The following is a 26,678-nucleotide window of genomic DNA, read 5'->3' as shown; positions in this document are numbered from 1 at the left end:
GTACTGAATATGAAAAGCAATACAAAACTAGCGCTAGGTGTTTCCTTATTTGCATTGATTGGAATTCCGTTGATTTTTCTATGTGTCTCATTAATAACAGAGAATTGGAAGTTTCTGATCTTCAGTATTTTCCCAGCTTTTTTAGCTGGATTCACGGGCTTAATGGCAACTCTTAGGCAAATGAAAAAAGAGCGTATTTATAATTAGTAAAGAATAGAAAAGATTGTCTACATTTAATTGTATGCAATCTTTTCTTTATGTTAAAATAAGAACAAATATTCGTTTTTAAAATGAGGTGGAAGCAATGACAGAAATTCGATTTCTTCATATAGCAGATTTGCATTTGGACAGCCCTTTTAAAGGGATTTCTTCCATTCCGCAAAATAAGTGGAGAGACATACGTGAGAGTACATTTAACGCTTTCACAAATATTATAGAATACGCCTTGGAAAATAAGCCAGATTTCGTCCTAATAGTTGGTGATATTTATGATGGAGAAAATCGAAGCCTGCGTGCGCAAGCTTTGTTTCAAAAAGGAATGGAATCGTTACAATCAGTAGGAATTCCTGTTTTAATTTGCTATGGAAACCATGATCATCTAAGTGGAAATTGGGTGCGGTTTCAGCTTCCAGACAATGTGCAAGTATTCGGAGGAGAAGTGGAAACAAAATCACTAAATATTAAAGGACAGGAAATTTATATATCAGGATTTAGCTATAAAGAGCGACATGTATTAGAAGGAATGCATCGCCACTACCCAACTGCTAGCGGTAACCATATTCATATTGGCATGCTGCATGGCAGCGTGGAAGGAAATGTAGAACATGATGTATATGCCCCTTTTCAAAAACATGAATTAATAGCAAAAGGCTATGATTATTGGGCACTGGGCCATATCCATAAACGGCAAACTTTGCATAGTGATCCTCCTATTGTATATCCAGGTAATACACAAAGCCGCCATCGAAACGAAAAAGGGTTAAAAGGATTTTATGAGGTCACCTTAACGAAGCATCATGCAGTGCTTCAATTTATCCCATCATCTGCATTTATTTATGACGTAGTAGAAGTTTCTTGTGAGGGAATTGTTCATGCAAATGAATTAATAAAACATATTGAACTAACTCTAGACCACTATCGGAAAATAAACGGAAATGCATTGATTGAACTTATTTTAATAGTTATTAATGAAGAGACGAACGAGCTCATTCAAGGGTCCTCTAAGGAAGAGTGGCTACTACTCTTACAAGAAAGCTTGGAGATGGAAAGTCCATTTATCATCGTAAAGGACTTGTACATAGCTCATCCTAAAAAAGATCGAAAAGAATTAAATATGCTTTTGGAAAGGATGAGTGAATGGGATTCATCGGATTGGAAGCATGTTTTAAAGGATCTGTATCGACATCCTAAAGGTAGTAGATATTTACCTACAGTAGATGAACTATTTTTGAATGAAACGTTTCAAGAGGCAGAACAACTTCTTTCAAAAGTGGGGGAAAAGGTGGATAAACAGTGAAAATAGAAAAGCTCCATATTTATGGTTTTGGAAAACATGAAAATGTAGAAATCAGTTTAATGAACGGGATCAATGTCTTTTACGGAGAAAATGAAGCCGGGAAGTCTACAATTCAGCAATTCATTTTGCATATTCTTTTTGGGTTCCCACAAAAAAATGCGCAGCTTTTACGATATGAACCTAAAAGTGGGGCCATGTACGGTGGTAAAATTCATCTAATAGACCAGTTTGGGGCTCGTGTGATAATAGAACGTGTAAAAGGGAAAGCAAGTGGGGACGTCACCTTATATTTTGAGGATGGTACAAGAGGTGGGGAGAAGGAACTTTCATCTTTACTTCATTCATACAGTCGTACAGATTTCGAAGCGATTTTCTCTTTTTCATTGCTTCAATTGCAAGGCTTCGAAAAAATGACAGAAGAAGAACTGACAAGAACGCTCCTTACCTCAGGCACGACTGGGATGGACATGTTAACAAGCGTGGAAACGCAATTTGTAAAAGAAATGGGAGAGCTCTTTAAGCCTACTGGGAAGAAACCATTGATCAATCAAAAAATGGAAGAGTTACGAGCATTGGAGTTAGCATGGAAACAACAGATGGAAGAAGTACAGATGTATGAGCCGTCTATTAAACGTCTACATGAACTAGAATTGCTCATCGCGGAAAGACTAGAAGAGGAGAAAAATATCTCTGATCAATTACAACAATATTTACAGTGGAAGCAACTAAAGCCCATAAAAGAAAAAGAAATAGCGTTAGAACAAGCACTGAACAAGATAGACCATCAAACCTTCCCATCAGATGGCATACGGAGATATGAACAAATAAAAGATAAAGAAACAAGCGTAAAAATTGCCAACGAACAAATAAAAGAAGAACTCAAATTGATAACAACCAGTAAAACTGTCCTTTCGCAAGAAAAATTAGAAGCAATACAGGCTTTTTTAAACAATGAAAGCGAGTGGCATGAGCTAAGAGCAAAGCGAATACAAATAGAAGAGGAACAAAGTAAAACTTTGCAAAGTCAAATGCAACAATTAGCTCTAATAGGTGTAGATTGGGAAAAAAGCTTAACCGAAATGGTTCAAGCGGATGTTTCCATTGGGAAGGAGGATAAACTTGTATCCTTCTTAAAAAAACAGGAACAACTAGATAGACAAATCGTGCAAGAAAATCGTTTATTGCAAATGAAAAAAGAAGACTTCGCAAAACATCAACATCATTTAAACGAATCGAAACGAACGAACAGATCCTCTTCTCAGAAGAATAATCCAAACGGGATAGCTTTCTTGCTTGTTGCAGTCATTCTTTTAATCGGTTTTACATTTAGCTTTCTCCAAGCAAATTGGATAATTGCACTCACAACTGTCCTTATTAGTGTGATTGTTTACGTTGGCTTTACGTTCCTGCTTAAGACATTGCAACAAACAAATGATGTGCAAAAGTATGAGCACTTGTTGTTGAAAGAACAACAGGCTTTAAAAGAGCAAATAGAACGGCTTGAATATACTATACGTGAACTAGAAGGTGAAAAAAGTGAGATTGGTCATCAGGTACGTGCATTTTTAGCAGAGTACCATATTAGTGAACAGCTTTCCCCAAGCTTATTGCCTAAAGTTTTTAATAGACTTCGAATGATTCAAGAGCAACAAATGCTATTAGATCAAATGGAAACTAAATTATATGAAGTAAGTAAAAGATTACAAACACTATTCGGACGAGCCAAGGAAGTGGCAGCCATCCAGTTAATAGAAGAGATGCTTTTTCACCAACTGCGCGAATATTATTTAACAGAAAAGAGAAAAGCAGAAGAACAGGGTTTTAAAGCTGAAAAGATCGAACAGCTGGAAACAAAAATACAGGAAACTAGATTAGTTCTTACCACATATGCCAAAAAAGTTGGGGAGCTATTCAAGGAAGCGAATGTAGAAACAGAAGAAGACTATTACACTGCATTTAATATTTATGAAGAGAAACTAGCGCTAACAAAAGAAATCGAGCAAATTAGAATGCAACTAGACAATAGAGAAATAAATATGCATGATTTTAACGAAAGCTTTGAGACTGACTGCAAAGAAAAATTACAAGCCTCTCAACAAGCACGGAATCAATTGCTAGAAGAAAAGGCAACCCTTCAATACAAAACAAAAATGTTGATTGAAAATGATGAACAAAGTGAAAGGCTACAGCTGTTAGAACAGAAAAAGACAGAGCTATATGAATTAGTGAAAAAGTGGGCTGCTTATAAGGCGGTTGTAGAAGCGATACAACAAACTTTTGCACAGTTAAAGGAAAAACGTCTCCCAGAAGTATTGGAGTACGCACAGAGCTATTTTCGCACGCTCACAGCCGATGTTTACGAAGCATTAATCCTGTCGCCAGAGGGGAATTTTGAGGCAGTCAGATCAAACGGACAGCGATTTAAAATTGCCGAGCTTAGCCAAGCAACTAAAGAACAAGCTTATATTTCGCTACGAATTGCACTTGCAGTAGCATTAAAAGGCACGACACCTTTTCCAATTATAATGGACGATCCTTTTGTACATTTCGATCGTTTCAGGCTGCAACACATGGTACAATTAATGACAGAGCTACAGAAAAAACATCAACTACTGTATTTTACATGTCATGAAAATATGCGATATGGATGGAAAGATGCACATATCGTTGAAGTAGCTGACATATTAGCCGGAAGTGGAGGGAATGTGAAATGAAAGGTATTACACAACTACGAGTAGGGGATCCAGTAGATCATTTCTTACTAATAAAACAATCAACAAAAGGGATAACAACTGTCGGAAAGCCGTTTATGTCACTTATTTTACAAGATAAAAGCGGCGATATTGAAGCGAAACTATGGGATACAAACGAAGAGCACGAAAAACTATATGCTGCTAGTCAAATTGTACGTGTTGGAGGAGAAATTCAAGATTATCGAGGAAAGTTCCAACTTCGAGTAAAAAGCATCCGTCCAGCAAAATCAGACGAACAAGTGACGATTAATGACCTCGTGCCCTCAGCTGAAAAGTCGAAAGAAGAACTAATGGAAGAAGTAATGCAATTTTTCTTTGAAATGAAAAATCCATTGATTCAGCGTGTAACTCGTCACTTACTAAAAAAACATCAGCCTGCTTTCATGACATACCCAGCGGCGACGAAAAATCACCATGATTATGCATCAGGTTTAATCGACCACGTTGTTTCCATGTTAAAACTTGCGAAAGCATTATGCGAATTGTATCCGACGCTTAACAAAGACCTTTTATATGCAGGCATTATCCTACATGATATCGGAAAAGTAATCGAGCTATCTGGACCGGTTGCAACCACCTATACAACTGAAGGAAATTTACTAGGTCATATTACGATAATGGTCAATGAAATTTCAAAAGCGGCAGATGAACTTCAAATAGAAGGCGAAGAAGTAATGCTTCTTCAGCATATGGTGCTTTCTCATCATGGTAAAGAAGAATGGGGAAGTCCAAAGCGGCCAATGGTTCGTGAAGCAGAAATCTTGCATTATATTGATAATATCGATGCAAAAATGAATATGCTGAATCGTGCTTTAGACAAAACAAATCCTGGAGAATTTACTGAACGTTTATTCCCATTAGAAAACCGTTCGTTTTATAAACCTACATTTGAATAACAAAAAAAGCGTAAAGGCCCATGCCCTTACGCTTTTTTTATGAAAAATTATTTACTTTCTTCTGTTGAAGTATCTGCATCTTCAGTTGTTTTATCTGTACCTGCTTCTGCATCTGTTTCAGTTGGTGCTGGTGTATCAGCAGCATTTAAAAACTCATCTAATGCTGTTTTTAAATCTTCATCTTTGATTTTGATATCTGCATCTTTCATCATTTTCGCTACTTTTGTTAATAGCTTTGAAGTATCTGCTTTTTCAAGCTTTAATTGTTTTTCAAGCTCTGCTTTTTTATCTTCGTATGATTCTTTAATCTCACGCTTGTCCGTTACTTCAATGATGTGATAGCCAAAGCTAGATTGTATTGGCTCGCTTAGCACGTTTTTCTCCAATGCAAAAGCACCTTCTAAAAATTTCTCATCCATATTAGTTGCTTTGTTAAACCAACCTAAATCTCCACCAGTTGTTTGTGCTGCTTGTTCAATAGAATATTCTTTTGCAACTTCTGCAAAATCTTTTCCAGATTCAATTTCAGCTTTCGCCTTTTTGGCAGTCTCTTCGTCTTCTACTACTATATGACGAGCTTGGATTTCATTTTTGATATTTTCGTATTCCGCTTTAACTTCTTCTTCAGTTACATCCACGTCCTCAATCAATGCTTTCTCTTGCATCAAGTTAAGTTCTAGGTATTTTTTGTACGAAGATTCTGTATATCCTTGTTGTGCGATCATGGCTTCGAAGCTATCGCCATATTGCTTTTTATCTGCTTCTAGTTGTGCATTTACTTCATCTTCTGTCACTTTATACTTCGATGAAAGTACTTTTTCAATCATCAGAAGCTGAAATGCTTGATCCCCTATAGATGCTTTCATCTCTTCATATAAGTCATTCTGAGTGATATCTCCAACTTTAGAAGTAGCAATTACTTCGTTGTCAGCTGCGGAATCATTACTACAAGCACCTAATGCTAAAACGGATGCTGCAAGTGTGAATGTTAATACTGTTTTTTTCATAGAATTCTCTCCTAACTTCTTGTTGCTGCAGTTGTTACTATAACATAAACGAAATAAAAACAAAAATGGTTCCCGTTCATTTGCCTACCGATTGTTCAAAATATCGCATAGGATACATGGAAAAGGAGGTGTTTTAAATGGGCGGACAATATAACGGTGGTTATGGTTCTGGCTTTGCTTTGATTGTTGTTCTATTCATTCTATTGATCATTGTAGGGGCAGCGTTTCTTTACTAATGAAGACGTGAACTAAGATCGTGTAAAATCGGTCTTAGTTCCCTATTCATTTTTAGGATTATGCAAATCAGAAAAAGAAATGACCCTAAATCATTCAGATGATTTGGGTCCATTTTTTTCTCTTAAACTGTGTAAAATAGTTCTACGTAGAAGGAAACAAGAAGAATCGTGATCAGTATATTAATGGTACGAAAAATCTTCGGGTGTTTTTCTTCTGGAATTTCTTTTGACATAACTAAAGCGTATGTCATTCGGTTTATTTGTAGCAAATAAAATGCTGAGAATAGAACTAACGTAAATATGATCATGTCCAGACTCCCTTCATATACTAGTAAGCATATCAAAGAAGGAACGAATTTTACAAGTGTTACATTTTGCTAAGTATGTGTTGGAGCGATCAAAATTTCAAAACCTGCTTCCGTTTCTTCAATATATGCACTTTTTGGAGACTTGCTTAAATGCTTTACATATATTAAATCGATCAAACATATACCACAATGGTACGCTAATAGCATAGTAAAGTAATGGGAAAAAACAGGTACAAGTAAAGCTCCTATTATTAAAACAAGATTGATAAAGATAAAAGGCGCTAATAAAGAATAAATAAATCTTTTTTTTATAATTGGTTCCACTACTCTAATCGAAACAGTAGGTAAAAATCCAAATTGTTTTTTATTTACAATCTTCAAGTTCTCACGGAACTTATAAAGTGGGATGTAGTGTAATAACTTATGAAGCGGGTAAATACTTAAAAATCCTAGTGTAAATAATAAAAAATAATCATCTGATTTATGTGTATCATTTATAATTCCTAACAAAACGTATGCGAAAGAAAAAACGATTATAACTAATAGAGAGGATAAGAGAAATAACCTTTCTAAGCCATATTGCTTTTTTACATTAATTGTTTTCCAACAGTGCAAATTGTATGCAACTCCTAAAGAAGAGAATAACTTCAGATACATACAATACGACTTTTACTTTTAAAATGCAATACATAAATTATTAAAAATTATAGAGCGCTTACACTAGCAAAAATTATTCCTTTTGTGTGAAGGATTCGTCGATATTTTTTATAGAGCGTTCAAATATTTCCATGAAATCTTCACCATAAATATTTCTAATCACTGTCATGACATCTAAAAATTCTGGAAACTTTCCATACAATTGTTTCATGGAGCGGGATCCTTCTATAACGGAATGGGGGGTCTCATGATAGTTTTCATACATTTCGTCGAGTAATGTTTTTCCCTTGGGAGTAATCTCTACGTATGTGTTCCGTTTGTCGGATTCTCTTTTTGAAAAAGCAAGTAAGCCGCGTTCTTCTAACTTTTTAGAAAAATTAAAAGCAGTTGAAACATGCATTACTCCAAATTTTGCTACTTCCGATACGGTAGCGCCCTCTAAATGATAAGAAATCCATAATATATGATGTTCATTAATATTCAAGTCATAAGGTTTTATCCATGCTTGCCAATCTTTTTCTACAGCTTTCCATAATGCTTTTGATAGTTGTGCAATACGCTGACTATAGATCATGGCTTCTTTCATCGTATAAAACTGTTCATTCATATGTATACCTTCTTTCTCTATTATAATCTTTCAAACATTATAGCAAGAAAGTATGTAACTGAATACATATTATCGAAAAAAAATGATAGTTCATATTATAAAAAATAGAAAAATATTAAGGCCCCTATAAAGTAGGACACATAATATATAGGAACAATGGGTTATTTAACTATTCGGCTTTTCAACTTCTATGGCCATAAAAATAGGGCCCTTGTTGTTTTAAGAGTAAACAACAAGGGTCCTATTATATTGGAAAATGAGCTTAGTTGACAGGAGCCTCTTTTTTCTTTGGTAATGCTTTTTCCATTTCTTCGATCGCTGATTGAATAGCGGAAATTTCTTCTTGAAGTTTTGTTTGTAGTGGGGCAGTTTCATTTTTCCATTGCTCCACATCTGCCTTAATCTCTTCGATTGCCTCTGGGATAACTTCTTTCGACTCTTTTGTTAGAGTGCGAATAGAATTTTTTACATCTTGCAATTGAAGTTTTATATCAGACAATTTGTCCCGAAAATCAGTTGAAGTCGATTTTAAGGAAACACGTACTTCACTACCCGACTTTGGAGTGGATAACAATACAGTAGTAGCCCCAGCTAATACGCCCGTTGCAATCCCTAAAAATAATGGCACTATTTTCATTTATATTCACCCCTTATGTATTATATTATTCCTTTTCATAACCTAATTAAAACATATTAATCAAAACAAAAAAAGCTTTCCTCAAGAAAAGGAAAGCGAGTAATTTTAAGCTGTAAGTGCTGTTTCAAATTTAGAGCGTTTAACCAGTTTGCCGATAATCGGATAGATAATAAAAAATGCTACTGCATTAATCGCGATTGCTGGAAGAACAACTAAAACAAATAATTCACCAAATGCAGCACCTGCTCCAAAAACAAAAATCGCAGATGATAAAAATACGGTACCTGATACAAGTGTTCCTACACATGTAAGAACTACAGCTACAGGTAATTTGTTAGCAAATTTAGTAAGTAATAGTACTAATCCAAAGAAGACAAACGCTGTTACCGATTTATCAATAATATTTGGCACAAATCCACCTGGGAATGTAGAAAATAATCCAGAGATTACACCTGTTGAAACACCAAGTAGAAATACACTTTTTACTTCAGGGAACAAAAGGATGCCTATAAACATCATCGTTAACATGAAGTCTGGTTTCATCCCACCATTAAATCCTGGGATAATAATATAAAGCACAGCACCGACCCCTATTAATAGGGACATTAATACTAAATTTTTCGTATTCAATTCTCATCTCTCCTCAGCTTTTCTAAGCTCGATTTGTTAAAATTCCTCTAACGTATCCTCTTGATCGTTAGCAAGAATCTTACTCCTGATTGTAAGTCTTTTTTCCTGTAATTGCAATAACTAGTTTGCCAGTTTTTCAGCTAATTCTTTTGCTAAATCTTGAATTACTTCTGATGTGAAGGTTTTTTCTTTTGTATGCCATGTAGCTCGGAAACCATCCGTTTGGTCATAACGTGGTATAAAGTGTAAGTGAAAATGGAAAACACTTTGTCCAGCAGGTGCCCCATTATTATTGAGCAAATTCATGCCAACAGGTCCAAATGTTTCTTTTAAAACAGAAGCAATCTTTGGAACTACTTTAAATAGATTACTCGCTTCGTCTTCGGTTAAATCATATACATATTCTTTATGACTTTTTGGAATAACGAGCGTATGTCCTTTTGTAAGTGGCTGAATATCCATAAAGGCATATACGTGCTCATCCTCATAAATTTTCGCACTTGGAATAGAACCGTCAATTATTTTGCAAAAAATACATTCACTCATGGAAAAACCTCCTATTCATTGTTACCAATAGTTTAGCATATAATAGGACAACTTAAAGAAGATTTTTCGTACAGGTTTTGATAAACTATTTAGAAGAGATGAGGTGCAAGAGATGACAGTATTAGAACTAACTAACGTAACAGGTGGCTATACAAGGAAGCCAGTGCTACATGATCTAACTTTTTCTATTGGCAAAGGAGAGCTAGTTGGGTTAATAGGATTAAATGGAGCAGGGAAGAGTACTACGATTAAACACATAATAGGAACGATGAACGCTGCAAAGGGAGAAATTCTACTTAACGGAAAATCGCTAAAAGAGGATCCAGCAACGTATCGAACTTCTTTTTCGTATATACCGGAAACGCCAGTATTGTACGATGAGTTAACATTAAAAGAACATTTAGAGCTAACTGCAATGGCCTATAATTTAGAACAAACCGTATTCGAAGCAAGAAAAGAGTCTCTATTAAAAGAGTTTCGAATGGAAAAACGATTGAATTGGTTTCCAGCGCACTTTTCAAAAGGAATGCGTCAAAAAGTAATGATCATGTGTGCTTTTTTAGTGAATCCCGATTTATATATCATTGATGAACCTTTTGTAGGTTTAGATCCATTAGGTATTCAATCGCTACTTGATCAAATGAAGGCACGAAAAGACGAAGGGGCCTCTGTTCTTATGTCGACACATATTTTATCGACAGCAGAGAAATATTGCGATCGCATTCTTCTTTTGCATAATGGGAAAATACGTGCACAAGGAACAATGGATGATTTACGAGTTGCTTTTAACAAACCATATGCGACATTAGACGATCTATATATCGAAATGACGAAGGAACAACAAGATGAACAATTTGCGTGAAATATGGGGTAAACGTTTTGTCTATTATATAAATGAATTACAAAAATACTTAAAGTATATTTTCACTGGGCATATAGCGATTGTAATTGTTTTCGTCCTAGGTGCAGGTGGATATACGTACAGTGAGTGGCTTAATACAGCTCCGAAAGATTTTCCCGCTTTTTTAGTTGTAGCATTCATTTTAAGTATTTTGTTGGCGATAAGTTCTCCGGCTACACTTATGAAGCACGCAGATAGTGTTTACTTTTTACCTTTAGAAACGAAACTGAAGGAATATTTCAAGCTTGCACTGAGATGGACTTACTTTTCGTCTATTTTTCTATCGCTTGCGACTTTTATTGTTACTATACCGTTACTTACGAAAGTTGCCGGTGCTACAAAAGAAGAAATTTTATCTTTGTTCGTCTTTATTCTTGTGATGAAGTATTGGAGTATTCATACGGAATTTAATTATCGGTTTGCTTCAAATGGTAAACAAGTTTGGGTTGACCGTTTCATACGTTTTCTTCTGTTATTTGCGGCGCTCTATTTCTTATTGAGTGGAGACTATTTATTTTTAATCGTGGTTGTTATGATTCAACTGATTTATACATTCGTTTGGCAGAAGAAAAAGCAAGAAGTACCATTTCCGTTCGATCATTTTATCGGAGTGGAACAATCCAGAATGATGCGTTTTTACAGATTTGCGAATTATTTTACCGATGTTCCTCATATACGAGGCATGACAAAAAGAAGAAAATGGCTGGATATTGTTTATAGTTTTGTCCCATATGCGCAAAAAAATAGTCAGCTATATTTAGTATTGCGGACCTTTATCCGTACAAATGATTATTTCTACTTGTGGGTAAGACTTACAGCTATATCGGTTATTGGTGTGTTTTTTATTCCGTTTCCAATCGTTGCGATTATCTTCTCAAGTGCGCTTGCATTTGCAACAGTTGTACAGCTACGACATGCTTTGTTATCAGGACATGAGTTTCGAATGGATCAGTTGTTTCCGATAGATTCGAATGCTAGGAAATGGGCAGTCAATAAGTTAATGCGTATGATTCAATTCGTACAAGCAATTTTGGTACTTATCGTAGTATTAGTGCAAGGTGAGTTCACGCTACAATTGTTCTTAATACCACTTGCTGTTTACATTGTTTCAGAGCTAACTATTCGAATGAGTAAGAAATAACAAAAAGGCTGTCGATCGACAGCCTTTTTGTTATTTCGTTTGATATTGGATAGCAGCTGTTCCTAATGTTTTAGCTGCAGTGAGCATTGCACGTTCGTCGAAGTCAAACTTTGGACTATGGTGTGGATAAGCTTGTCCTTCTGGCATTGCACCAGTAAAGAAAAACGTACCAGGAATCTCTTCCATATAGTAACCAAAATCCTCGCCAATCATTAGAAGCTCTGACTCTTTTACTAGTTCTACACCTGGTATATCCTTTGCAACTGCTGCTAAAAACTCAGTTTCTTCTTTATGATTAATAACTGGTGGATACCCACGAGTATACTTGAACGTATATGTACAATCAGCAGCAAGGCAAGTACCTTCGATTACACGTTCTAATTCACGCTCCATTAAATCCCTTACATCTGCATCAAAAGTTCGTACTGTACCAGCTAGTTTTACATTGTCTGCAATAATATTAAAAGCATTTTCAGCAACAAAAGAACCAACAGAAAGAACTGCAGATTGAGTTGGGTCTACTCTTCTTGCTACTAATTGCTGTAAGTTTACGACAAGTTGAGAGGCAACAACAATTGCATCTTTTGACTGATGAGGATTCGCTCCATGTCCACCTTGCCCTTGAATCGTAATTTCAAAACGGTCCGCTGCCGCCATAATTGGACCAGTTTTATATTCGATAGATCCAAGAGGGAATAAAGACCATAGGTGCGTACCGAAAATAGCGTCGACACCTTCTAGACATCCCGCTTCAATCATAGGTTTTGCTCCACCTGGTGCATATTCTTCTGCATGCTGATGAATAAATACATACTCTCCAGCTAACTCTTCTTTTAATTCATTGATTGTACGTGCAAGTATCATGAGGGTTGCGGTATGGCCATCATGCCCACATGCATGCATAACACCGTCTACGGTAGATTTATAAGGAACATCTTTTTCATCTTGAATAGGTAGTGCATCGAAATCAGCTCGAAGTGCAACTGTTTTACCAGGTAAAGCGCCTTTGACTCTTGCGACAACACCATTTCCTCCAACATTTGCTTCAAATGGTATATCTAAATTCGTATAAAAATCTTGAATATATTGAGCAGTTTTTGTTTCTTTAAATGATACTTCGGGATGCATATGTAAATAACGACGGATTTCGACCATCTCTTCAAATGCACTATCTAATTTTTCTGTTAATTCTTTTGTCATTAATCTTAGCCTCCATTTATCTTTTTCTCATTATAACAAAAAAGAAGACTATTAGTTGGGTAGATTGATATTTTCCATTTCTTCGTGCACATTTTTGGGGCTTGAATAATTGTACAATAGCTAGTATGTGTGTATATTTTAAATTCAATTTTGGTCGATTATAAACAATTTTAACTGAGATGCGTTGTTTATCTGCTACTTTGTAATTTCATCATCTTTTCTTGAAGTTTATACTTAGATAAATACAAGGTTTATGAAGAAACCTGTAAAGAGTACAATTAATTTATATGAATAACGAAGGGGACAATGTAGATGAAAATACCAATTTATCAGATTGATGCGTTTACAAATGAACAATTTAAAGGGAATTCGGCAGCGGTATGTCCGTTAAATTATTGGATAGAAGATGCGTTAATGCAAAAGGTGGCAGCAGAAAATAATTTATCTGAAACAGCCTTTTTTGTTATAAAGGATAATGGATACGAGTTGAGATGGTTCACCCCAAAAGGAGAGATAGACCTATGTGGACATGCAACATTAGCATCAGCTTATGTCATATCTACTTATTTAGATAATAATTTAAAGAATATAAAATTTACTACAAAAAGTGGATTAATAGAAGTATCTAAAGAAGGCAGTCTCTTTACGTTAGCTTTTCCTTCTAGAGAAGGAGAAAAATGCGATATACCAGAAGCACTTATTAAAGGTTTAGGTAAAGTACCAAAAGAGGTTTATAAGTCGAGGGACTATATGGCGGTATTTGATACAGAGCAGGATGTTTTGGAACTCAAATTAAACATGGAAGAACTAAAAAAATTAGATGGTTTTGGTGTAATTGCAACAGCTAAAGGAGAAGAAGTGGATTTCATCTCAAGATTTTTCGCTCCAAATGCTGGGGTAGATGAAGACCCAGTTACCGGTTCTGCTCATTGTACGCTAATTCCATATTGGAAGAATAAGTTGAATAAAAGCGAGCTTATCGCAATGCAATTATCAGAACGAGGTGGAAAACTGTATTGTACAGATTTAGGTGAAACGGTAAAAATGTCTGGAGAAGCTGTAGCTTATTTAGAAGGATTTATAAATATTTAGGAAATAATTTAGAACTGTTTAAAAGTAATACGAAGTACGGCACAATTCATTGAACTATCCTATATCTTTCTTTACATGCAATGGTTTGCACCGCAATTGCGGTGCAAACCATTGCATGTTTTCTATTATTAAAGTAAATATTTAGATTGCAATAGGAATAGGCACAAGTTACTTAATTTAGTCTTCTTCATTTGTCGATGAATAAGTAGATACATAAGGGGCACTTGTGAAGAATTGCTGTTTATCGGCAATGTCGTCAAAATTCATTTGGTGAGATTTTGCCCAAACTTCATAGCTGTTTGGACCAGACCATTCTGTTAAAATAATATAAGTGTCTGATTTGATTGGTTTTAATACACGTAATGCGATAAAACCTGGCTCAGATTCAAGGGTTGGCGATAAATTTGTATATTTATATTCGAAAATGGGTTTGCCTTCGTCTGAAAGGGGAATGTTTTGTATAGCGAAATAGCCCTTTTTGGAGAATTGTCCAGAAGCCTCAATAATTTCATATTTTCTAGGAGCTTGAAAAACAGATTTTTTGTCAGTTTCATGGATGAGTACAGAATTACCTATTCCATGCAATGCGTATATTTGCTCATGGGGATGTTTCTTTTTTATGGATTCCATAAATTCAGGTGTTCCTGAAGTAATATATAAATTCATGTAAATACCTCCTAAATTTGTTTATTTCTATTACTTTTCCCCTAATTGCAAATTTAAAAACCTTTGAATCCAATTTTAAAGAGGAATCAGGACAAATTTATGACAATTACACTATATACCTATACAATAGGAAATAGAACGACTATAGTGAAGACGTATATTGGAAAAATGATCGTAAGTAGAAGAAAGGCAGGAATTTTGAATGACTACTTTTAATGATACACTTCTTCGTGCAGCCCGCGGAGAAGAGGTTGAGCACACTCCAGTTTGGTATATGAGGCAAGCAGGAAGATCCCAACCTGAGTATAGAAAAATAAAAGAAAAGTATTCTTTAGAACAAATTACGCACGAACCAGAATTATGTGCATATGTTACACGTTTGCCGGTAGAAAATTACAATGTGGATGCAGCGATACTGTATAAAGATATTGTTACTCCACTTCCTGGAATCGGTGTAGATGTGAAGATAAAAGCAGGTGTAGGTCCAGTAATTTCAAATCCAATAAGCTCAGTGCAAGATGTAAATAATCTTGGAGATTTATCTCCAGAAGATGATGTGCCTTTTGTATTAGAAACGATAAAATTGTTAACAACTGAACAGTTGAATGTTCCATTAATCGGATTTGCTGGAGCACCATTCACACTTGCGAGTTATATGATTGAAGGTGGACCATCAAAAAGCTATAACAAAACAAAAGCGTTCATGATTTCTGAATCAGAAGCTTGGTTTGCATTAATGGATAAACTTGCAGATATGATTATCGTTTATATTAAAGCACAAGTAAAAGCCGGAGCGAAAGCGATTCAGATTTTCGACTCGTGGGTAGGTGCTTTGAATGTAGCAGATTATCGTATTTTCATTAAACCTGTGATGACAAGAATCTTTACGGAACTTCGTGAGCTAGGTGTACCGTTAATTACCTTTGGTGTTGGTGCAAGTCATTTGGCAAATGAATGGCATGATCTTCCGGTAGATGTAGTTGGACTGGATTGGCGTTTATCGATCGAGGAAGCACGTGCAAAAGGATTGACAAAACCTCTTCAAGGAAACTTGGATCCATCTTACTTAATCGGAGACTGGGCGGAAATTGAAAAACGTGCGAAGCTTATTATTGAGCAAGGGGTAGCACAGCCAGGTCATATATTTAATATTGGTCACGGTGTGTTCCCTGAAGTGAATCCCGATACATTAAAACGTTTAACAACATTTGTACATGAATATAGCCGCGAACTCATCGCAGCAAAGTCTAACTAAACTTTTTGAGGTGACAATGATGAAAAAAACAATGGGATTATTAGTAATGGCATATGGCACTCCGTACGAAGAAGCAGATATTGAACGTTACTATACGCATATTCGCCATGGCAGAAAGCCAAGTGAGGAACAACTAGCGGACTTAACCGGTCGTTACAAGGCAATCGGAGGTATTTCCCCACTTGCGAAAATAACGCAAAATCAAGCAGAAGGTCTTTGCAAGCGTTTAAATGAAGTGCAAGATGAAATCGAATTCAAGCTATATATTGGATTAAAACATATTGAGCCTTATTTAGAAGATGCAGTAGCGCAAATGCATAAAGACGGCATTACAGAAGCGGTTTCTATCGTATTGGCGCCACATTTCTCTACATTCTCGATTAAATCTTATAATGGTCGAATCAAGGAAGAAGCAGAGAAATTAGGAAATTTAACGATTACTTCTGTGGAAAGCTGGTATGATGAGCCAAAATTCATCCAATATTGGAATGAAAAAGTAAGCGAAGCATTTGCAGCAATGTCAGAAGAACAAAGAGAAAAAGCTTGTTTGATCGTTTCTGCCCACTCCCTTCCTGAAAAAATTCTTGCTATGGGAGATCCATATGCAGATCAGTTAAATGAGACGGCAGATTTAATCGCAAAAGCAGCAGGTGTGAAAAACTATGCGGTTGGTTGGCAAAGTGCTGGACAAACTCCAGAGCCATGGATTGGACCAGATGTACAAGATTTAACTCGGGAATTACACGAAGAAAAGGGCTATACAACTTTTGTGTACACGCCGGTTGGTTTCGTAGCAGAGCATTTAGAAGTACTATACGATAACGATTATGAGTGTAAAGTTGTGTGTGATGAAATTGGAGCTACATATGTACGCCCAGCGATGCCAAATGATCAGCCATTATTCATCGATGCGATGGCCGATGTTGTGTTAAAACAGCTTCGTGCGTAATTAATAGAAAAATGTAATCTCCAAAAGCTACTTCTACTTGGCTTTTGGAGATTTTTTTGTGGAAGCTTAGTTTAGTTGGAAAAACGGAGGTTTTAGTTGTAATTTCGGGGAGTTTAGTTGTAAAAATTGAGTATTTAGTTGTAAAAGGATATTTTTCCACGAACTCCTGCTGTTTTCTTATCCTTCAAGACTATTCCCAGGAGATTTTTGGGGATTTTCTCGTAAGGACTTAATTTAGTTGGAAAAACAGCGGTTTTAATTGGAATTTCAGGGTGTTTAGTTGTAAAATCTGAGCATTTAGTTGTAAAAGGATATTTTATCCATTTTCCGCATGCATTTTCTTCTCCCAAAAGCTATTTTTCGGTATTACTTCTTGGAGATTTCATTTAGTTGGAAAAATACCGGTTTTAGTTGGAATTTCGAGGAGTTTAGTTGTAAAAATTGAGTATTTAGTTGTAAAAGGATATTTTACCCAGAGTTTGCTCTTATCTTTAATCGAATTTCAAACTTTCTTCACACGTATTCGGTAAAATAGTTTTAGGGGGTGGGGAGTTGAAAAAGCTAAGTATATTGTTCGTCTTGTTTTTGCTGGGTGCGTGTGGAAAGCCCTCGTTGCCATCTATTGATCCATCCGAAAAATTTGTTGCAAGCTTAAATGTGGTAGAGGGAACGATAGATTTCATCTCCGAGGAGCAAGAAGTGATGGAAAGTTGGCAACTGGATGCAGCATATACAGGATTTACATTAGTGTCAGATGACCTATTATTACTATATGGATTTACGTTGGAGGAAGCGGTACTTATTCAATTGTCTACGGGGAAACAGTTGGCAACGCTGGATGTACGAGAAGGAACAACCTTTGCTTACGCCTATGAAGAAAATATTTACATAGCAAATGGAAAAGAAAATACTGTTTCTCTTTTCGATCAGAAAGGAGAACTTCTAGCAGAAGCAGCTACCGGTAATTATCCGATGTCGATGATTGCGCATGACGGTGATCTGTATGTAGTGAACTTCAAAGATGAAATTCTTTCGATCTTTTCATTAAATTTAAAGGAAAAAACGAAATGGGAGATTCCTAATTCCTCGCATGGGATTTTAGTGAGTGGAAACGAACTATGGCTCGGTGGACATGGGGCTGGTAGTAGTCCTAATCGAGTTATTAAAAGATATAATATTAAAACTGGAGAGTTGCTCGGTGAGATAGAAGCACCGATGATGCCGATTCATATGACGAAAGCGGGAAATGGACATATTTTTGCGGTGAGTCATGGAAGCAGCACAGTTTATGAGATTTCAAAAACGGGAGAGGTGCTAGCTTCAATGAAAGCAGGTGCAAACCCATTTTCTATCGCAACATTTGGAGACAACATTGTACTAGCAGGATATGATGATCATCAATTATACTTTATAAAATCGGGCAAAGTAACAAATAAGCTTCAAGTGGGTAAAGGACCATTTCAGTTAGTCGTAAGGGAGGTTAGCAAATGACAACGATATTAGTAGTAGATGATGAACTGGAGATGCGCAAACTAATTGAATTGCATTTGCAAAAAAGTGGTTTTGATGTGTTGCATGCTGAAAATGGAGAAGAAGCCATACAAATGGTTCATTCAATATCGATTGATTTAATACTACTCGATGTCATGATGCCTGGGAAAAGTGGTTTTGAAGTGTGCCAGGAATTAAGAGAGTTTTCATCAATACCAATCATTTTTCTCACCGCATTAGATGCAAAAACAGACTTAGTAAAAGGGCTTAAACTAGGTGGGGATGATTATGTCATTAAACCGTTTACGGCGATTGAACTAATAGCGAGAATAGATGCTCTTTTAAGAAGAATGGGGAAAGAAACGAAAGATGTAAAGATCACAAAAGGAATCTTAGTAAATGATCCTGCTGGCAGACAAATATTAAGTAGTGGTAAAAAAATCAATCTTACACTGAAGGAATATGAACTGCTTCATTTATTTATGGACAATGAAGGGGTGGCGTTCTCAAGGGAGCAGCTCTTAGAAAGACTTTGGGGGCTAGATTATGAAGGCGGGACTCGGACAGTAGATACACATATCAAAACGCTTCGATTAAAGCTTGGTACTGTCGCAGGAAGATACATTGAAACCGTTTGGGGTATTGGTTATCGTTTTGAGGTAAGAAAATGAAAAAACTATCGGTTAAAATTTGGATGTTGTTACTTGTATTTATCACAACGACGATAGTTTTTTTAGTCATCTTTACGAATTTTTTATATGAGGAGCTTTATGTGCAGCATACAGAAGCTACTATGAAAGAAGTTGCAGAGAATTTGCAGCGTACCTACGATGGCGGAGTCGTAACGGATGATTTTATTAAACAAACCGAAGATTATAATCGTTTTTCAGATATGGAAGTATTTACGGTGCGTAATCCGAGAGAGCTTAGCGCGTGTTTACCGTTCGATATTGATTATGATACATTAATCGGAGCAGAAGAACGAGTCGAACTAATAAATGGAAATGCACTAACAAAACGTGGGTATGAAAAGCGATTTGACCGGGAGGTAGTGTCGGTTATTTATCCACTTGTTGATGAGAATAGATTAGAAGGAATTATTTATATATATGTGCCTTTAACGAAAATTGCTGAAATGGCATCTAGTGATGTACTTTTTTTAATTGCAATTGTTTCTCTTCTATTAATTTGCTTGGCATATATTAGCCTGAAGAGTTTGCAAAGAGTGCTAAAACCTTTAGCCATATTAAACGAAGCTGCATTAGATATGGCTGCCGGAAAGTATGATACACGTGTGAAAGTGGAGTCTCAAGATGAAGTAGGGGATTTAGCGCAAAGTTTTAACCAAATGGCCACATCTATTCAACAGGAAGACGATAAGAAGCGCAACTTTCTCTCTGTCGTTTCTCATGAACTTCGCACACCGATTAGTTATATTAAAGGGTATGGAGAAGCATTTGAACAAAATCTAATACCCGAAGAGAAAAAACCAGAAATATACAATCTTATCGTACGAGAAGCAAATCGTATGCAGAAGTTGACCAATGATTTGTTGACTGTAGCAAGATCAGAAACGTTAGAAGAGGTAGAAACTGGTCCACTCGTTTTAGCAGAAACAATTCGGGAGGTCATACAGCTTGTAAAACCGATCGCTAACGAAAAGGAAATAACGTTTGCTATTTCAATAGACGAAGAAACGATTTTATGTGTAGACGAACAAAAAACAAAGCAAGTGCTTATTAACATTTTAGAAAATGCTATTAGATATTCATCGAACATGTCCAAAATCGTTATTTCGAATAAAACAATGAAAAAAGAAACGATTATTCAAATTACAGATGAAGGATGTGGAATCGAAAAGGAGCACTTGCCTCATATAACGGAACGTTTTTACCGTGTAAATAAGGCGAGAAGCCGATCAGATGGTGGAACAGGATTAGGGTTGTCCATTGCTGCGCAACTAGTAGATGTGCAAAATGGTAAACTTGCTTTTGAAAGTGAAGTAGGAAAAGGAACTACTGTATATATTACATTACCAATTTGGGAGGATTTATTCGAATGATAAAATGGATAGGGACTTTTACATTAGCAGCAATGGTGTTAACAGGTTGTGGAGCAGAAGAGGCGAGTCATACAAATCATGAAGAAACGACTTTTCAAGAGATTGTTGTACAAATACAAACTCCTGAACAATTAGCAGTAGGAGAGAAAGTTGTTTTATCTGCCAAGGTAACTCAAGGGGAAGAAGCAGTTGACGATGCAGATAAGGTAGAATTCGAAGTGTGGGAATCCGGTTTACGTGATGAAGGGAAAATGATTGAAGGGACGTTAACAAAAGATGGTGTATATGAAGCAAATCATACATTTGATCATGACGGGGTCTATTATATGTTTGCTCACACTACTGCAAGGGGTCTCCATACAATGCCAAAACAAAAGCTGACAGTTGGGAGTCCAGACTTGAGTAAAGTATTACCAGACGAAAGTGATGATACAATGCACAACGGTCATTAAGAAATGCTTGCAAAAAGAATATGTTAGGAGTATTATAATGACTAGATGACCGAAATGGTTTTCTGGTCATTTTTATAGTGGAATATGGAGGGTTGCCAAATGGATCGCAAAAAAGAAATCTTAGAAGCTGCTACTAGATCTTTTTCGCTGTTCGGTTACAAAGCTACCACGATGGAGCAAATAGCAAAAATCGCAAATGTAGGTAAAGGAACGATCTATACTTTTTTTGAAAATAAAGAAGTGCTCTTTCAAGAAATTGTACGGAAAATGATTTGTGAGATGAAGCAGGAGGCAACAGATGCTATTCAAGAAGGTGCTTCTTTTCAAGAAAATGCCCATGCTGCTTTGATGAAAATGCTGGAATTCCGAGAAACTCATCAACTATATGCCAAAATTGTGGATGAGGAAAAAGATTGGAGAACACCAGCTGCTAAACAAATGCTACATGAAACGGAGCAAGCGATTGTTACATTCATTAAAGAGAAGATTGATAAGTATGTAGCAAAGGGTGAATTGAGACAAATAAATAGCGAACTTGTAGCATATCTATTGTTTAAGGCGTATCTTGCTTTTATTAATGATTGGAATGTTACGCATGACGAATCATTACCCGAAGTAGAAATCGCAAACTTTTTTCAAGAAACAATTTTTCGTAGTCTCTTAGTTTGAGACTTATTTTTTTGATAATAAATGACCGAATGAGTGATTCGGTCAAATAGTTTTAGGAGGAAGATAGAATGATAAAAGCAGAATGGAAAGCGATATTGACGAATCGAAAATTATTGATTCCGATTATTGCTGTTTTATTTATTCCTGTTTTGTATGCAGGAATGTTCTTATGGGCTTTTTGGGATCCATATGCAAGCTTAAGTGATTTACCTGTAGCAATCGTCAATTCAGATGAAGGTGCACAAATGGAGGGACTAGAACTTAAGCTTGGTGAGACGTTACAGGATAAATTGATGGATAGTGAGCAATTCAATTTTATATCTGTGTCGAAAAAAGATGCACAGCAAGGCTTAGAAAATCAGGATTATTACTTGCTCATCGAAATTCCAGAAAACTTTTCACAACATGCGACAACATTACTAGATGAACAGCCAGAAAAAATGGTAATCACGTACAAAGCAAACGAAGGATACAATTTCCTAGCGTCTCAAATTGGTGGAACTGCCATGGATCGTATTCGTGCAGAGGTGAACAAAGAAGTCACTTCGACTTACGCAGAACAGCTTTTTGATTCGATTACTAAAATTGGTGATGGATTTGCCGAAGCGTCAGATGGTGCTGGTCAATTAAAAGATGGTGCTTCAGAAATAGATAACGGTGCTAGCGATTTAAAAGGCTATTTAGAGCAACTGGCAAGCAGCACAATTGAACTGCAAGATGGTACAGATACAGTAGTAAATGGTATTCAATCAGCAGCGAAAGGCTCTACTCAGCTAAATGACGGAATAGCTAAACTTGCTGACGGGTCCACTCAGTTAGCGGATGGTGCAAGCCAAACAGCAACAGGTGCAGGCTCATTAAAAGAAGGTATTAGCGACTATACTGCAGGCGTTGCAAAATTAAATGAAAGCTATCAACTACTTAGTGAGAAAGAAAAAGCTTTAATCGAATCATTAGCGAAGTTGCAAAGTAGTTCTGCAACTTTAAACGATAGCGCAAACCAATTATCACAAGGGGCTTCTCAAGTAACTACTGGTATTAAAGCGTTAGCAAGTCAAATGGAACAAATAAGTGCTACACTTCCAGCAGAACAAGCAGCAGCATTAACGGAAACACTGAAACAATTAGAAAATGGAAGTTCGTCAGTGTCAGCCGGATTAGAAAAGCTTGCTGGTGGAGCAAATGCATTAGCTGATGGAACAGCTCAAGTTCATAATGGAGCTGCACAATTAAGTGCAGGATATACACAAGCAGGGCAAGGTGTTGCAAAACTAAATGAGTCATCTGCGGCATTAGTAGAAGGTTCTTCTAGTTTAGCAACAGGAACAAATACACTAGCAGCAAAAATGAAAGAATTTAATACTGGTATAGGGCAGGCATACACAGGTTCAACAAACTTGGTTAGTGGTCTTAATCAGTTAGCAAACGGTTCTACACAATTACAAAAGGGAACAGGAACGCTAGCAGAAAAATCAGGAGAACTTGCAGCTGGATCGACTAAACTAGCGGACGGTACAAAAGCATTGGTCGATGGTACAGATACATTGAAAACTCGCTTACAAGATGCAAGTAAAGAAGTTGGAGACGTAAGTGCAAATGATGATACATTTGATATGATTTCCTCTCCAGTAGATGTAGATACAGAAGCTGTCAATGGAGTACCTAACTATGGTACAGGATTCACTCCTTACTTCTTATCACTTGGTCTATTCGTTGGAGCATTACTAATTTCGATCGTATTCCCACTTGTACAACCAGCTATCAAACCTACAAATGGAGCAGCATGGTTTACAAGTAAAGTAACTGTACTTGGGGTTGTAGGTATTATTCAATCCTTAATCGTCGTAGCGATCGCATTATTTGCGCTTAAGCTAGAAACTCAAAATGTAGGTATGTTCATCCTAACAGCGATTATTACAAGCTTTACATTTTTAGCGTTGATTCAACTATTTGTATCTGTTCTAAGTGATTCCGGAAGATTCTTGGCAATTCTTGTTTTAATCCTTCAATTAACGACAAGTGCTGGAACATTCCCACTGGAACTGATTCCACAGCCATTACAAATATTTAATAAACTCTTGCCGATGACTTATTCTGTTCAAGCCTTTAAAGCGGCTATTTCTACAGGAAATATGAGTAACCTATGGGCGAGCAACGGTGTACTAATCGGATTTATGGTAGTATGTCTAGTCTTAACATTTGGCTATTTCATGCTTATATTCAAAAAACGTCATTCAAAACAAACAGCAGAAGCATAATAAAAAGCGCTTATCTTTGATGTGAGAGATAAGCGCTTTTTCTATTTAAATTCAAGAAGTTAATAGGAGCTATATAGGGAAACTGCGAAGTAGTCATCGACGTCCCACTCCAAGTAAACTTGTTTAATGAAAATTGATTGCTCTCAGGGGTAATTTGGTTGCTTTCAGTCTAGACTAGTTGCTCTCAACAGACTTTTGGTTGCTCTCAGACTAGAACTGGTTGCTTTCGACAGCTGTTGGTTGCCCTTAGCCATTTTTTGGATTTACTTAGTCAAAAACTGTTGATGTTTTTGTTTTCAGCAAGTCGATCATAAATAAAAAGAAATTACCATTGATTTTCGCTACAGGCGGCAACTCCTGTGGAGGCCAACAGGATGTTGGTTTCGAAGGCATTGCCACACGATGTGGCGACCTTAGCCTTCGTTCCTCTGGTGGGCTAATGAGACATTCCAACGACGCCCAAAGCGGAGGGGATGGCTCATCGCTCACCCCACGGAAAGCGCCCGACTGGAGTGAAAATCACGGCGGACATCTAATAAAGCTTTACCGCGCAGTTTCCTCTATATAACGCCCTATATAAATGAATGCAATATCGTATTTTACTTTTAAAAATTAAAAAAAGCCAACTAGAAAGGGGAGTATCTAGTTGGCTTTTTTGATGAAATTAAAGATTACTGCATTTGTCGCAGTGATTTCCATAGCACTCATGTTGTTCTTCGATGGTTTCGCCGCATGTAGCGCAATTCTTTTTAGGCAGGTTACGGAAAAATTCAAGTACGTTTTCTAACATAGTTGTTCCACCTCCATCTGTTATATAACTGGTTAAGTTAAATACATTGTAATATAACACAGAATCTTTTGTCAACACATTAATTCGTTTTTTGTTAAAATAGGAGTAAAGGAGAGATCAGCATGTATTTTATTGATAATAAAGGTATAACCGACCCACGCATTAACCTAGCAATTGAAGAATATGCACTAAATACAATGGATGTGGAAAAAGATTCATTTCTTTTGTTTTACATAAATCAGCCTTCTATCATCATTGGCAGAAACCAAAACACAATCGAAGAAATTAATACAGATTTTGTAGAAAAAAACGGGATAATCCCTGTCCGCAGACTTTCAGGCGGAGGTGCTGTGTACCATGATTTGGGGAATTTGAATTTCAGCTTTTTAACGAAAGACGATGGAGACAGCTTCCGTAATTTTAAAAAGTTTACACAGCCAGTGGTTGATGCATTGCATAAAATGGGTGTTAATGCGGAACTATCAGGACGCAATGACATATTAGCAGAAGGTAAAAAAATCTCCGGTAATGCGCAGTTTTCTACTCGTGGAAGAATGTTTAGCCATGGGACATTAATGTTTGATACAGAAATTGATGCAGTTGTGTCCGCATTAAAAGTAAGTAAAGAAAAAATTGAGTCAAAAGGTATCAAATCAATTCGAAGTCGTGTAACAAATATTGCTGATTTACTTGCAGAACCGATGACAATTGAACAATTCCGTTCTGAAATTCTTTCCTCTATTTTCGGTGGAACAGAAAATATTCAATATTGGGAGCTGACGGATGAAGATTGGAGTAATATTCATAAGCTCTCGGAAGAACGTTATCAACAATGGGATTGGAACTACGGTAAATCCCCTAAATTTAACATGAAGCATTCACACCGATTCCCAGCAGGCGGTGTCGATGTTCGCTTAGAAGTAAATAAAGGCATTATAGAAGAAGTAAATATTTATGGTGACTTCTTTGGTGTTGGAGATATTAAAGAAGTGGAACAATTATTAACAGGTAAAGTCTATAGTAAGCAAGCGATTGAAGAAGCACTGGAGCAGGTGGATGTCCCTAAATACTTCGGAGGGATTTCAAAGGAAGAACTAGTACAGCTTATTTACTAAAATGGTCGGTATGGCAAACAGAGAATTGCTAACTCCTAGCCTTGTGTGAGTAATGATGGAAGAGTCTAACATACTAACGTATGGGAGACTCTTTTTTGATATAATAAGGTAAGAATAATATTTCGGAGGAGGATTTTTGTGACGATACACCGTGTGTTAGTAGTAGAAGATGATCGGAAAATCGCATCGCTACTTGCAGATACTTTGAGGAAATACCATTATGAAGTACATACAATTGAAAATTTCGATCATATAATCGAGGAGTTTACAGCATTCGATCCTCATATTGTGTTACTAGATGTGAATTTACCATCTTATGATGGCTACTATTGGTGTCGTCAACTCCGTCAGCTAACTACTTGCCCAATTATTTTTGTTTCGGCAAGATCGGGTGAGATGGACCAAGTTTTCGCACTCGAAAATGGTGGAGATGATTTTATTACGAAGCCTTTTCACTATGAAATCGTCCTAGCTAAGATAAAAAGCCATTTAAGAAGAACATATGGTGAGTATGCAGCGAAACAGGAAGAGCGTGTAGTGAAGGTAGGGAAATTACAACTTTATATGGAACGTATGGAATTACATACATCCAAAGAAGAAATTCCACTTCAAAAGAAAGAATGTACCATTCTTGAATTATTACTAAAGAATTATCCAAAGCTAGTCACTAGAGAGCAATTACTAGAAGAACTATGGGATGACCAATCATTTGTTGATGAAAATACGCTTAATGTCAATATGACAAGGGTGCGAAAGAAAATGGCGGATTACGGTGTGATATCTACAATTGAAACAGTTCGAGGAGCAGGATATCGTTTGAACCTAAGTCCGGAGGAAGCTTAAT

At 36.5% G+C, this 26,678-nt stretch carries 28 protein-coding genes; 18 read left to right on the top strand and 10 right to left on the bottom strand.

The window, feature by feature from the left end:
* Window positions 1-9 precede the first annotated feature (9 nt).
* The 4 genes from ACIP9W_RS19700 to yhaM all read left to right on the top strand — a co-directional run bounded on the left by ACIP9W_RS19700 (window position 10) and on the right by yhaM (window position 5,165).
* Window positions 10-207 carry a hypothetical protein gene (locus tag ACIP9W_RS19700; RefSeq protein WP_400792829.1) on the top strand — a complete coding sequence of 66 codons (198 nt, stop codon included), beginning with the start codon at window positions 10-12 and terminating at the stop codon, window positions 205-207.
* A gap of 97 nt (window positions 208-304) precedes the next feature.
* Entirely contained in the window at window positions 305-1,516 is a 1,212-nt protein-coding gene (locus ACIP9W_RS19695) for a metallophosphoesterase family protein (protein ID WP_400792828.1), read from the top strand.
* On the top strand, window positions 1,513-4,230 hold the full coding sequence (locus ACIP9W_RS19690; RefSeq protein ID WP_400792827.1) for an ATP-binding protein: 2,718 nt from the start codon (window positions 1,513-1,515) through the stop codon (window positions 4,228-4,230). The genes ACIP9W_RS19695 and ACIP9W_RS19690 overlap by 4 nt, the downstream gene beginning before the upstream one ends.
* Window positions 4,227-5,165, top strand: a complete 939-nt coding sequence (gene yhaM / locus ACIP9W_RS19685) for a 3'-5' exoribonuclease YhaM (RefSeq protein WP_282242013.1) — start codon at window positions 4,227-4,229, stop codon at window positions 5,163-5,165. Before ACIP9W_RS19690 ends, yhaM begins: the two co-directional genes overlap by 4 nt.
* 47 nt (window positions 5,166-5,212) lie before the next feature.
* Here the strand turns inward: yhaM and ACIP9W_RS19680 are convergent, their stop codons facing one another.
* Window positions 5,213-6,172 (bottom strand): peptidylprolyl isomerase, encoded by a 960-nt coding sequence (locus ACIP9W_RS19680; protein WP_400792826.1) that lies wholly within the window; start codon window positions 6,170-6,172, stop codon window positions 5,213-5,215.
* 137 nt (window positions 6,173-6,309) lie between these two features.
* Here ACIP9W_RS19680 and ACIP9W_RS19675 point away from each other — a divergent pair, with 137 nt between their 5' ends.
* Window positions 6,310-6,408 (top strand): YjcZ family sporulation protein, encoded by a 99-nt coding sequence (locus ACIP9W_RS19675; RefSeq protein ID WP_142540662.1) that lies wholly within the window; start codon window positions 6,310-6,312, stop codon window positions 6,406-6,408.
* Between the two features lie 122 nt (window positions 6,409-6,530).
* On the opposite strand, the gene ACIP9W_RS19670 is transcribed toward ACIP9W_RS19675, so the two are convergent.
* The 6 genes from ACIP9W_RS19670 to ACIP9W_RS19645 form a co-directional block, all read right to left on the bottom strand.
* The gene (locus ACIP9W_RS19670; RefSeq protein WP_093270511.1) at window positions 6,531-6,716 is read right to left on the bottom strand and encodes a hypothetical protein; all 186 of its coding nucleotides are present in this window, start codon (window positions 6,714-6,716) and stop codon (window positions 6,531-6,533) included.
* Window positions 6,717-6,785: 69 nt separating this feature from the next.
* Window positions 6,786-7,331, bottom strand: a complete 546-nt coding sequence (locus ACIP9W_RS19665; RefSeq protein ID WP_400792825.1) for a DUF3267 domain-containing protein — start codon at window positions 7,329-7,331, stop codon at window positions 6,786-6,788.
* A gap of 115 nt (window positions 7,332-7,446) precedes the next feature.
* Complete coding sequence (locus tag ACIP9W_RS19660) at window positions 7,447-7,986, bottom strand: HTH-type transcriptional regulator Hpr (protein ID WP_282242067.1); 540 nt, start codon at window positions 7,984-7,986, stop codon at window positions 7,447-7,449.
* A gap of 256 nt (window positions 7,987-8,242) precedes the next feature.
* Window positions 8,243-8,617, bottom strand: coding sequence for a YtxH domain-containing protein (locus tag ACIP9W_RS19655; protein ID WP_400792824.1), 375 nt, complete (start codon window positions 8,615-8,617; stop codon window positions 8,243-8,245).
* 105 nt (window positions 8,618-8,722) lie between these two features.
* Window positions 8,723-9,247, bottom strand: a complete 525-nt coding sequence (locus tag ACIP9W_RS19650) for a tryptophan transporter (protein ID WP_282242008.1) — start codon at window positions 9,245-9,247, stop codon at window positions 8,723-8,725.
* Window positions 9,248-9,367: 120 nt separating this feature from the next.
* Window positions 9,368-9,793 carry an HIT family protein gene (locus tag ACIP9W_RS19645; protein ID WP_400792823.1) on the bottom strand — a complete coding sequence of 142 codons (426 nt, stop codon included), beginning with the start codon at window positions 9,791-9,793 and terminating at the stop codon, window positions 9,368-9,370.
* Window positions 9,794-9,905: 112 nt separating this feature from the next.
* On the opposite strand from ACIP9W_RS19645, the gene ACIP9W_RS19640 reads away from it, so the two are divergent.
* Both ACIP9W_RS19640 and ACIP9W_RS19635 read left to right on the top strand, forming a co-directional pair.
* A complete protein-coding gene (locus ACIP9W_RS19640; RefSeq protein WP_400792821.1) occupies window positions 9,906-10,655 on the top strand; it encodes an ABC transporter ATP-binding protein in 750 nt (249 codons plus the stop codon).
* Window positions 10,639-11,835 (top strand): ABC transporter permease, encoded by a 1,197-nt coding sequence (locus tag ACIP9W_RS19635; protein ID WP_400792820.1) that lies wholly within the window; start codon window positions 10,639-10,641, stop codon window positions 11,833-11,835. The genes ACIP9W_RS19640 and ACIP9W_RS19635 overlap by 17 nt, the downstream gene beginning before the upstream one ends.
* Before the next feature lie 30 nt (window positions 11,836-11,865).
* On the opposite strand, the gene ACIP9W_RS19630 is transcribed toward ACIP9W_RS19635, so the two are convergent.
* A complete protein-coding gene (locus tag ACIP9W_RS19630) occupies window positions 11,866-13,035 on the bottom strand; it encodes a M20 metallopeptidase family protein (protein ID WP_400792819.1) in 1,170 nt (389 codons plus the stop codon).
* A gap of 312 nt (window positions 13,036-13,347) precedes the next feature.
* Between ACIP9W_RS19630 and ACIP9W_RS19625 the strand changes: the two genes are divergently transcribed.
* Window positions 13,348-14,127: a PhzF family phenazine biosynthesis protein gene (locus tag ACIP9W_RS19625; protein WP_400792818.1), complete on the top strand. Its 780-nt coding sequence runs from the start codon at window positions 13,348-13,350 to the stop codon at window positions 14,125-14,127.
* A gap of 177 nt (window positions 14,128-14,304) precedes the next feature.
* Here ACIP9W_RS19625 and ACIP9W_RS19620 read toward each other — a convergent pair whose 3' ends face one another.
* Window positions 14,305-14,793: an antibiotic biosynthesis monooxygenase family protein gene (locus tag ACIP9W_RS19620; RefSeq protein WP_400792816.1), complete on the bottom strand. Its 489-nt coding sequence runs from the start codon at window positions 14,791-14,793 to the stop codon at window positions 14,305-14,307.
* A gap of 202 nt (window positions 14,794-14,995) precedes the next feature.
* On the opposite strand from ACIP9W_RS19620, the gene hemE reads away from it, so the two are divergent.
* The 8 genes from hemE (at window position 14,996) to ACIP9W_RS19580 (ending at window position 23,929) form a co-directional block, all read left to right on the top strand.
* A complete protein-coding gene (gene hemE, locus ACIP9W_RS19615) occupies window positions 14,996-16,048 on the top strand; it encodes a uroporphyrinogen decarboxylase (RefSeq protein WP_142540673.1) in 1,053 nt (350 codons plus the stop codon).
* Window positions 16,049-16,064: 16 nt separating this feature from the next.
* Window positions 16,065-16,997, top strand: coding sequence for a ferrochelatase (gene hemH / locus ACIP9W_RS19610; RefSeq protein ID WP_400792814.1), 933 nt, complete (start codon window positions 16,065-16,067; stop codon window positions 16,995-16,997).
* Window positions 16,998-17,549: 552 nt separating this feature from the next.
* Entirely contained in the window at window positions 17,550-18,488 is a 939-nt protein-coding gene (locus ACIP9W_RS19605; protein ID WP_282242000.1) for a hypothetical protein, read from the top strand.
* On the top strand, window positions 18,485-19,159 hold the full coding sequence (locus tag ACIP9W_RS19600) for a response regulator transcription factor (RefSeq protein ID WP_400792813.1): 675 nt from the start codon (window positions 18,485-18,487) through the stop codon (window positions 19,157-19,159). The genes ACIP9W_RS19605 and ACIP9W_RS19600 overlap by 4 nt, the downstream gene beginning before the upstream one ends.
* Complete coding sequence (locus ACIP9W_RS19595) at window positions 19,156-20,550, top strand: sensor histidine kinase (protein ID WP_400792812.1); 1,395 nt, start codon at window positions 19,156-19,158, stop codon at window positions 20,548-20,550. The genes ACIP9W_RS19600 and ACIP9W_RS19595 overlap by 4 nt, the downstream gene beginning before the upstream one ends.
* Window positions 20,547-21,002 carry a FixH family protein gene (locus ACIP9W_RS19590; protein WP_400792811.1) on the top strand — a complete coding sequence of 152 codons (456 nt, stop codon included), beginning with the start codon at window positions 20,547-20,549 and terminating at the stop codon, window positions 21,000-21,002. Before ACIP9W_RS19595 ends, ACIP9W_RS19590 begins: the two co-directional genes overlap by 4 nt.
* 99 nt (window positions 21,003-21,101) lie before the next feature.
* Complete coding sequence (locus ACIP9W_RS19585; RefSeq protein WP_400792810.1) at window positions 21,102-21,671, top strand: TetR/AcrR family transcriptional regulator; 570 nt, start codon at window positions 21,102-21,104, stop codon at window positions 21,669-21,671.
* Between the two features lie 68 nt (window positions 21,672-21,739).
* Window positions 21,740-23,929, top strand: coding sequence for a YhgE/Pip family protein (locus ACIP9W_RS19580; RefSeq protein ID WP_400792808.1), 2,190 nt, complete (start codon window positions 21,740-21,742; stop codon window positions 23,927-23,929).
* Between the two features lie 664 nt (window positions 23,930-24,593).
* Here the strand turns inward: ACIP9W_RS19580 and yhfH are convergent.
* Window positions 24,594-24,719, bottom strand: coding sequence for a protein YhfH (gene yhfH, locus ACIP9W_RS19575; protein WP_142540680.1), 126 nt, complete (start codon window positions 24,717-24,719; stop codon window positions 24,594-24,596).
* Window positions 24,720-24,841: 122 nt separating this feature from the next.
* Between yhfH and lplA the strand changes: the two genes are divergently transcribed.
* Together lplA and ACIP9W_RS19565 are read left to right on the top strand one after the other, a co-directional pair.
* A complete protein-coding gene (gene lplA / locus ACIP9W_RS19570) occupies window positions 24,842-25,834 on the top strand; it encodes a lipoate--protein ligase (RefSeq protein ID WP_400792806.1) in 993 nt (330 codons plus the stop codon).
* A 138-nt stretch (window positions 25,835-25,972) separates the two neighbouring features.
* Window positions 25,973-26,677 (top strand): response regulator, encoded by a 705-nt coding sequence (locus tag ACIP9W_RS19565; RefSeq protein WP_400792804.1) that lies wholly within the window; start codon window positions 25,973-25,975, stop codon window positions 26,675-26,677.
* Window position 26,678 lies beyond the last annotated feature (1 nt).

It is taken from the genome of Psychrobacillus sp. NPDC093180, assembly GCF_044754065.1.
Taxonomy (GTDB): domain Bacteria; phylum Bacillota; class Bacilli; order Bacillales_A; family Planococcaceae; genus Psychrobacillus.
Note: the sequence above shows the minus strand (reverse complement) of the source record. Positions and strands in the feature narration are given on the sequence as shown.

What these genes read in the sequence shown, in the direction of transcription:
- ACIP9W_RS19700 (WP_400792829.1), top strand. Translation starts at nt 10, where the DNA reads ATGAAAAGCAATACAAAACTAGCGCTAGGTGTTTCCTTATTTGCATTG.
- ACIP9W_RS19695 (WP_400792828.1), top strand. Translation starts at nt 305, where the DNA reads ATGACAGAAATTCGATTTCTTCATATAGCAGATTTGCATTTGGACAGC.
- yhaM (WP_282242013.1), top strand. Translation starts at nt 4,227, where the DNA reads ATGAAAGGTATTACACAACTACGAGTAGGGGATCCAGTAGATCATTTC.
- ACIP9W_RS19680 (WP_400792826.1), bottom strand. Translation starts at nt 6,172, where the DNA reads ATGAAAAAAACAGTATTAACATTCACACTTGCAGCATCCGTTTTAGCA.
- ACIP9W_RS19675 (WP_142540662.1), top strand. Translation starts at nt 6,310, where the DNA reads ATGGGCGGACAATATAACGGTGGTTATGGTTCTGGCTTTGCTTTGATT.
- ACIP9W_RS19670 (WP_093270511.1), bottom strand. Translation starts at nt 6,716, where the DNA reads ATGATCATATTTACGTTAGTTCTATTCTCAGCATTTTATTTGCTACAA.
- ACIP9W_RS19655 (WP_400792824.1), bottom strand. Translation starts at nt 8,617, where the DNA reads ATGAAAATAGTGCCATTATTTTTAGGGATTGCAACGGGCGTATTAGCT.
- ACIP9W_RS19645 (WP_400792823.1), bottom strand. Translation starts at nt 9,793, where the DNA reads ATGAGTGAATGTATTTTTTGCAAAATAATTGACGGTTCTATTCCAAGT.
- ACIP9W_RS19640 (WP_400792821.1), top strand. Translation starts at nt 9,906, where the DNA reads ATGACAGTATTAGAACTAACTAACGTAACAGGTGGCTATACAAGGAAG.
- ACIP9W_RS19635 (WP_400792820.1), top strand. Translation starts at nt 10,639, where the DNA reads ATGAACAATTTGCGTGAAATATGGGGTAAACGTTTTGTCTATTATATA.
- ACIP9W_RS19630 (WP_400792819.1), bottom strand. Translation starts at nt 13,035, where the DNA reads ATGACAAAAGAATTAACAGAAAAATTAGATAGTGCATTTGAAGAGATG.
- ACIP9W_RS19625 (WP_400792818.1), top strand. Translation starts at nt 13,348, where the DNA reads ATGAAAATACCAATTTATCAGATTGATGCGTTTACAAATGAACAATTT.
- ACIP9W_RS19620 (WP_400792816.1), bottom strand. Translation starts at nt 14,793, where the DNA reads ATGAATTTATATATTACTTCAGGAACACCTGAATTTATGGAATCCATA.
- hemE (WP_142540673.1), top strand. Translation starts at nt 14,996, where the DNA reads ATGACTACTTTTAATGATACACTTCTTCGTGCAGCCCGCGGAGAAGAG.
- hemH (WP_400792814.1), top strand. Translation starts at nt 16,065, where the DNA reads ATGATGAAAAAAACAATGGGATTATTAGTAATGGCATATGGCACTCCG.
- ACIP9W_RS19600 (WP_400792813.1), top strand. Translation starts at nt 18,485, where the DNA reads ATGACAACGATATTAGTAGTAGATGATGAACTGGAGATGCGCAAACTA.
- ACIP9W_RS19595 (WP_400792812.1), top strand. Translation starts at nt 19,156, where the DNA reads ATGAAAAAACTATCGGTTAAAATTTGGATGTTGTTACTTGTATTTATC.
- ACIP9W_RS19590 (WP_400792811.1), top strand. Translation starts at nt 20,547, where the DNA reads ATGATAAAATGGATAGGGACTTTTACATTAGCAGCAATGGTGTTAACA.
- ACIP9W_RS19585 (WP_400792810.1), top strand. Translation starts at nt 21,102, where the DNA reads ATGGATCGCAAAAAAGAAATCTTAGAAGCTGCTACTAGATCTTTTTCG.
- ACIP9W_RS19580 (WP_400792808.1), top strand. Translation starts at nt 21,740, where the DNA reads ATGATAAAAGCAGAATGGAAAGCGATATTGACGAATCGAAAATTATTG.
- yhfH (WP_142540680.1), bottom strand. Translation starts at nt 24,719, where the DNA reads ATGTTAGAAAACGTACTTGAATTTTTCCGTAACCTGCCTAAAAAGAAT.
- lplA (WP_400792806.1), top strand. Translation starts at nt 24,842, where the DNA reads ATGTATTTTATTGATAATAAAGGTATAACCGACCCACGCATTAACCTA.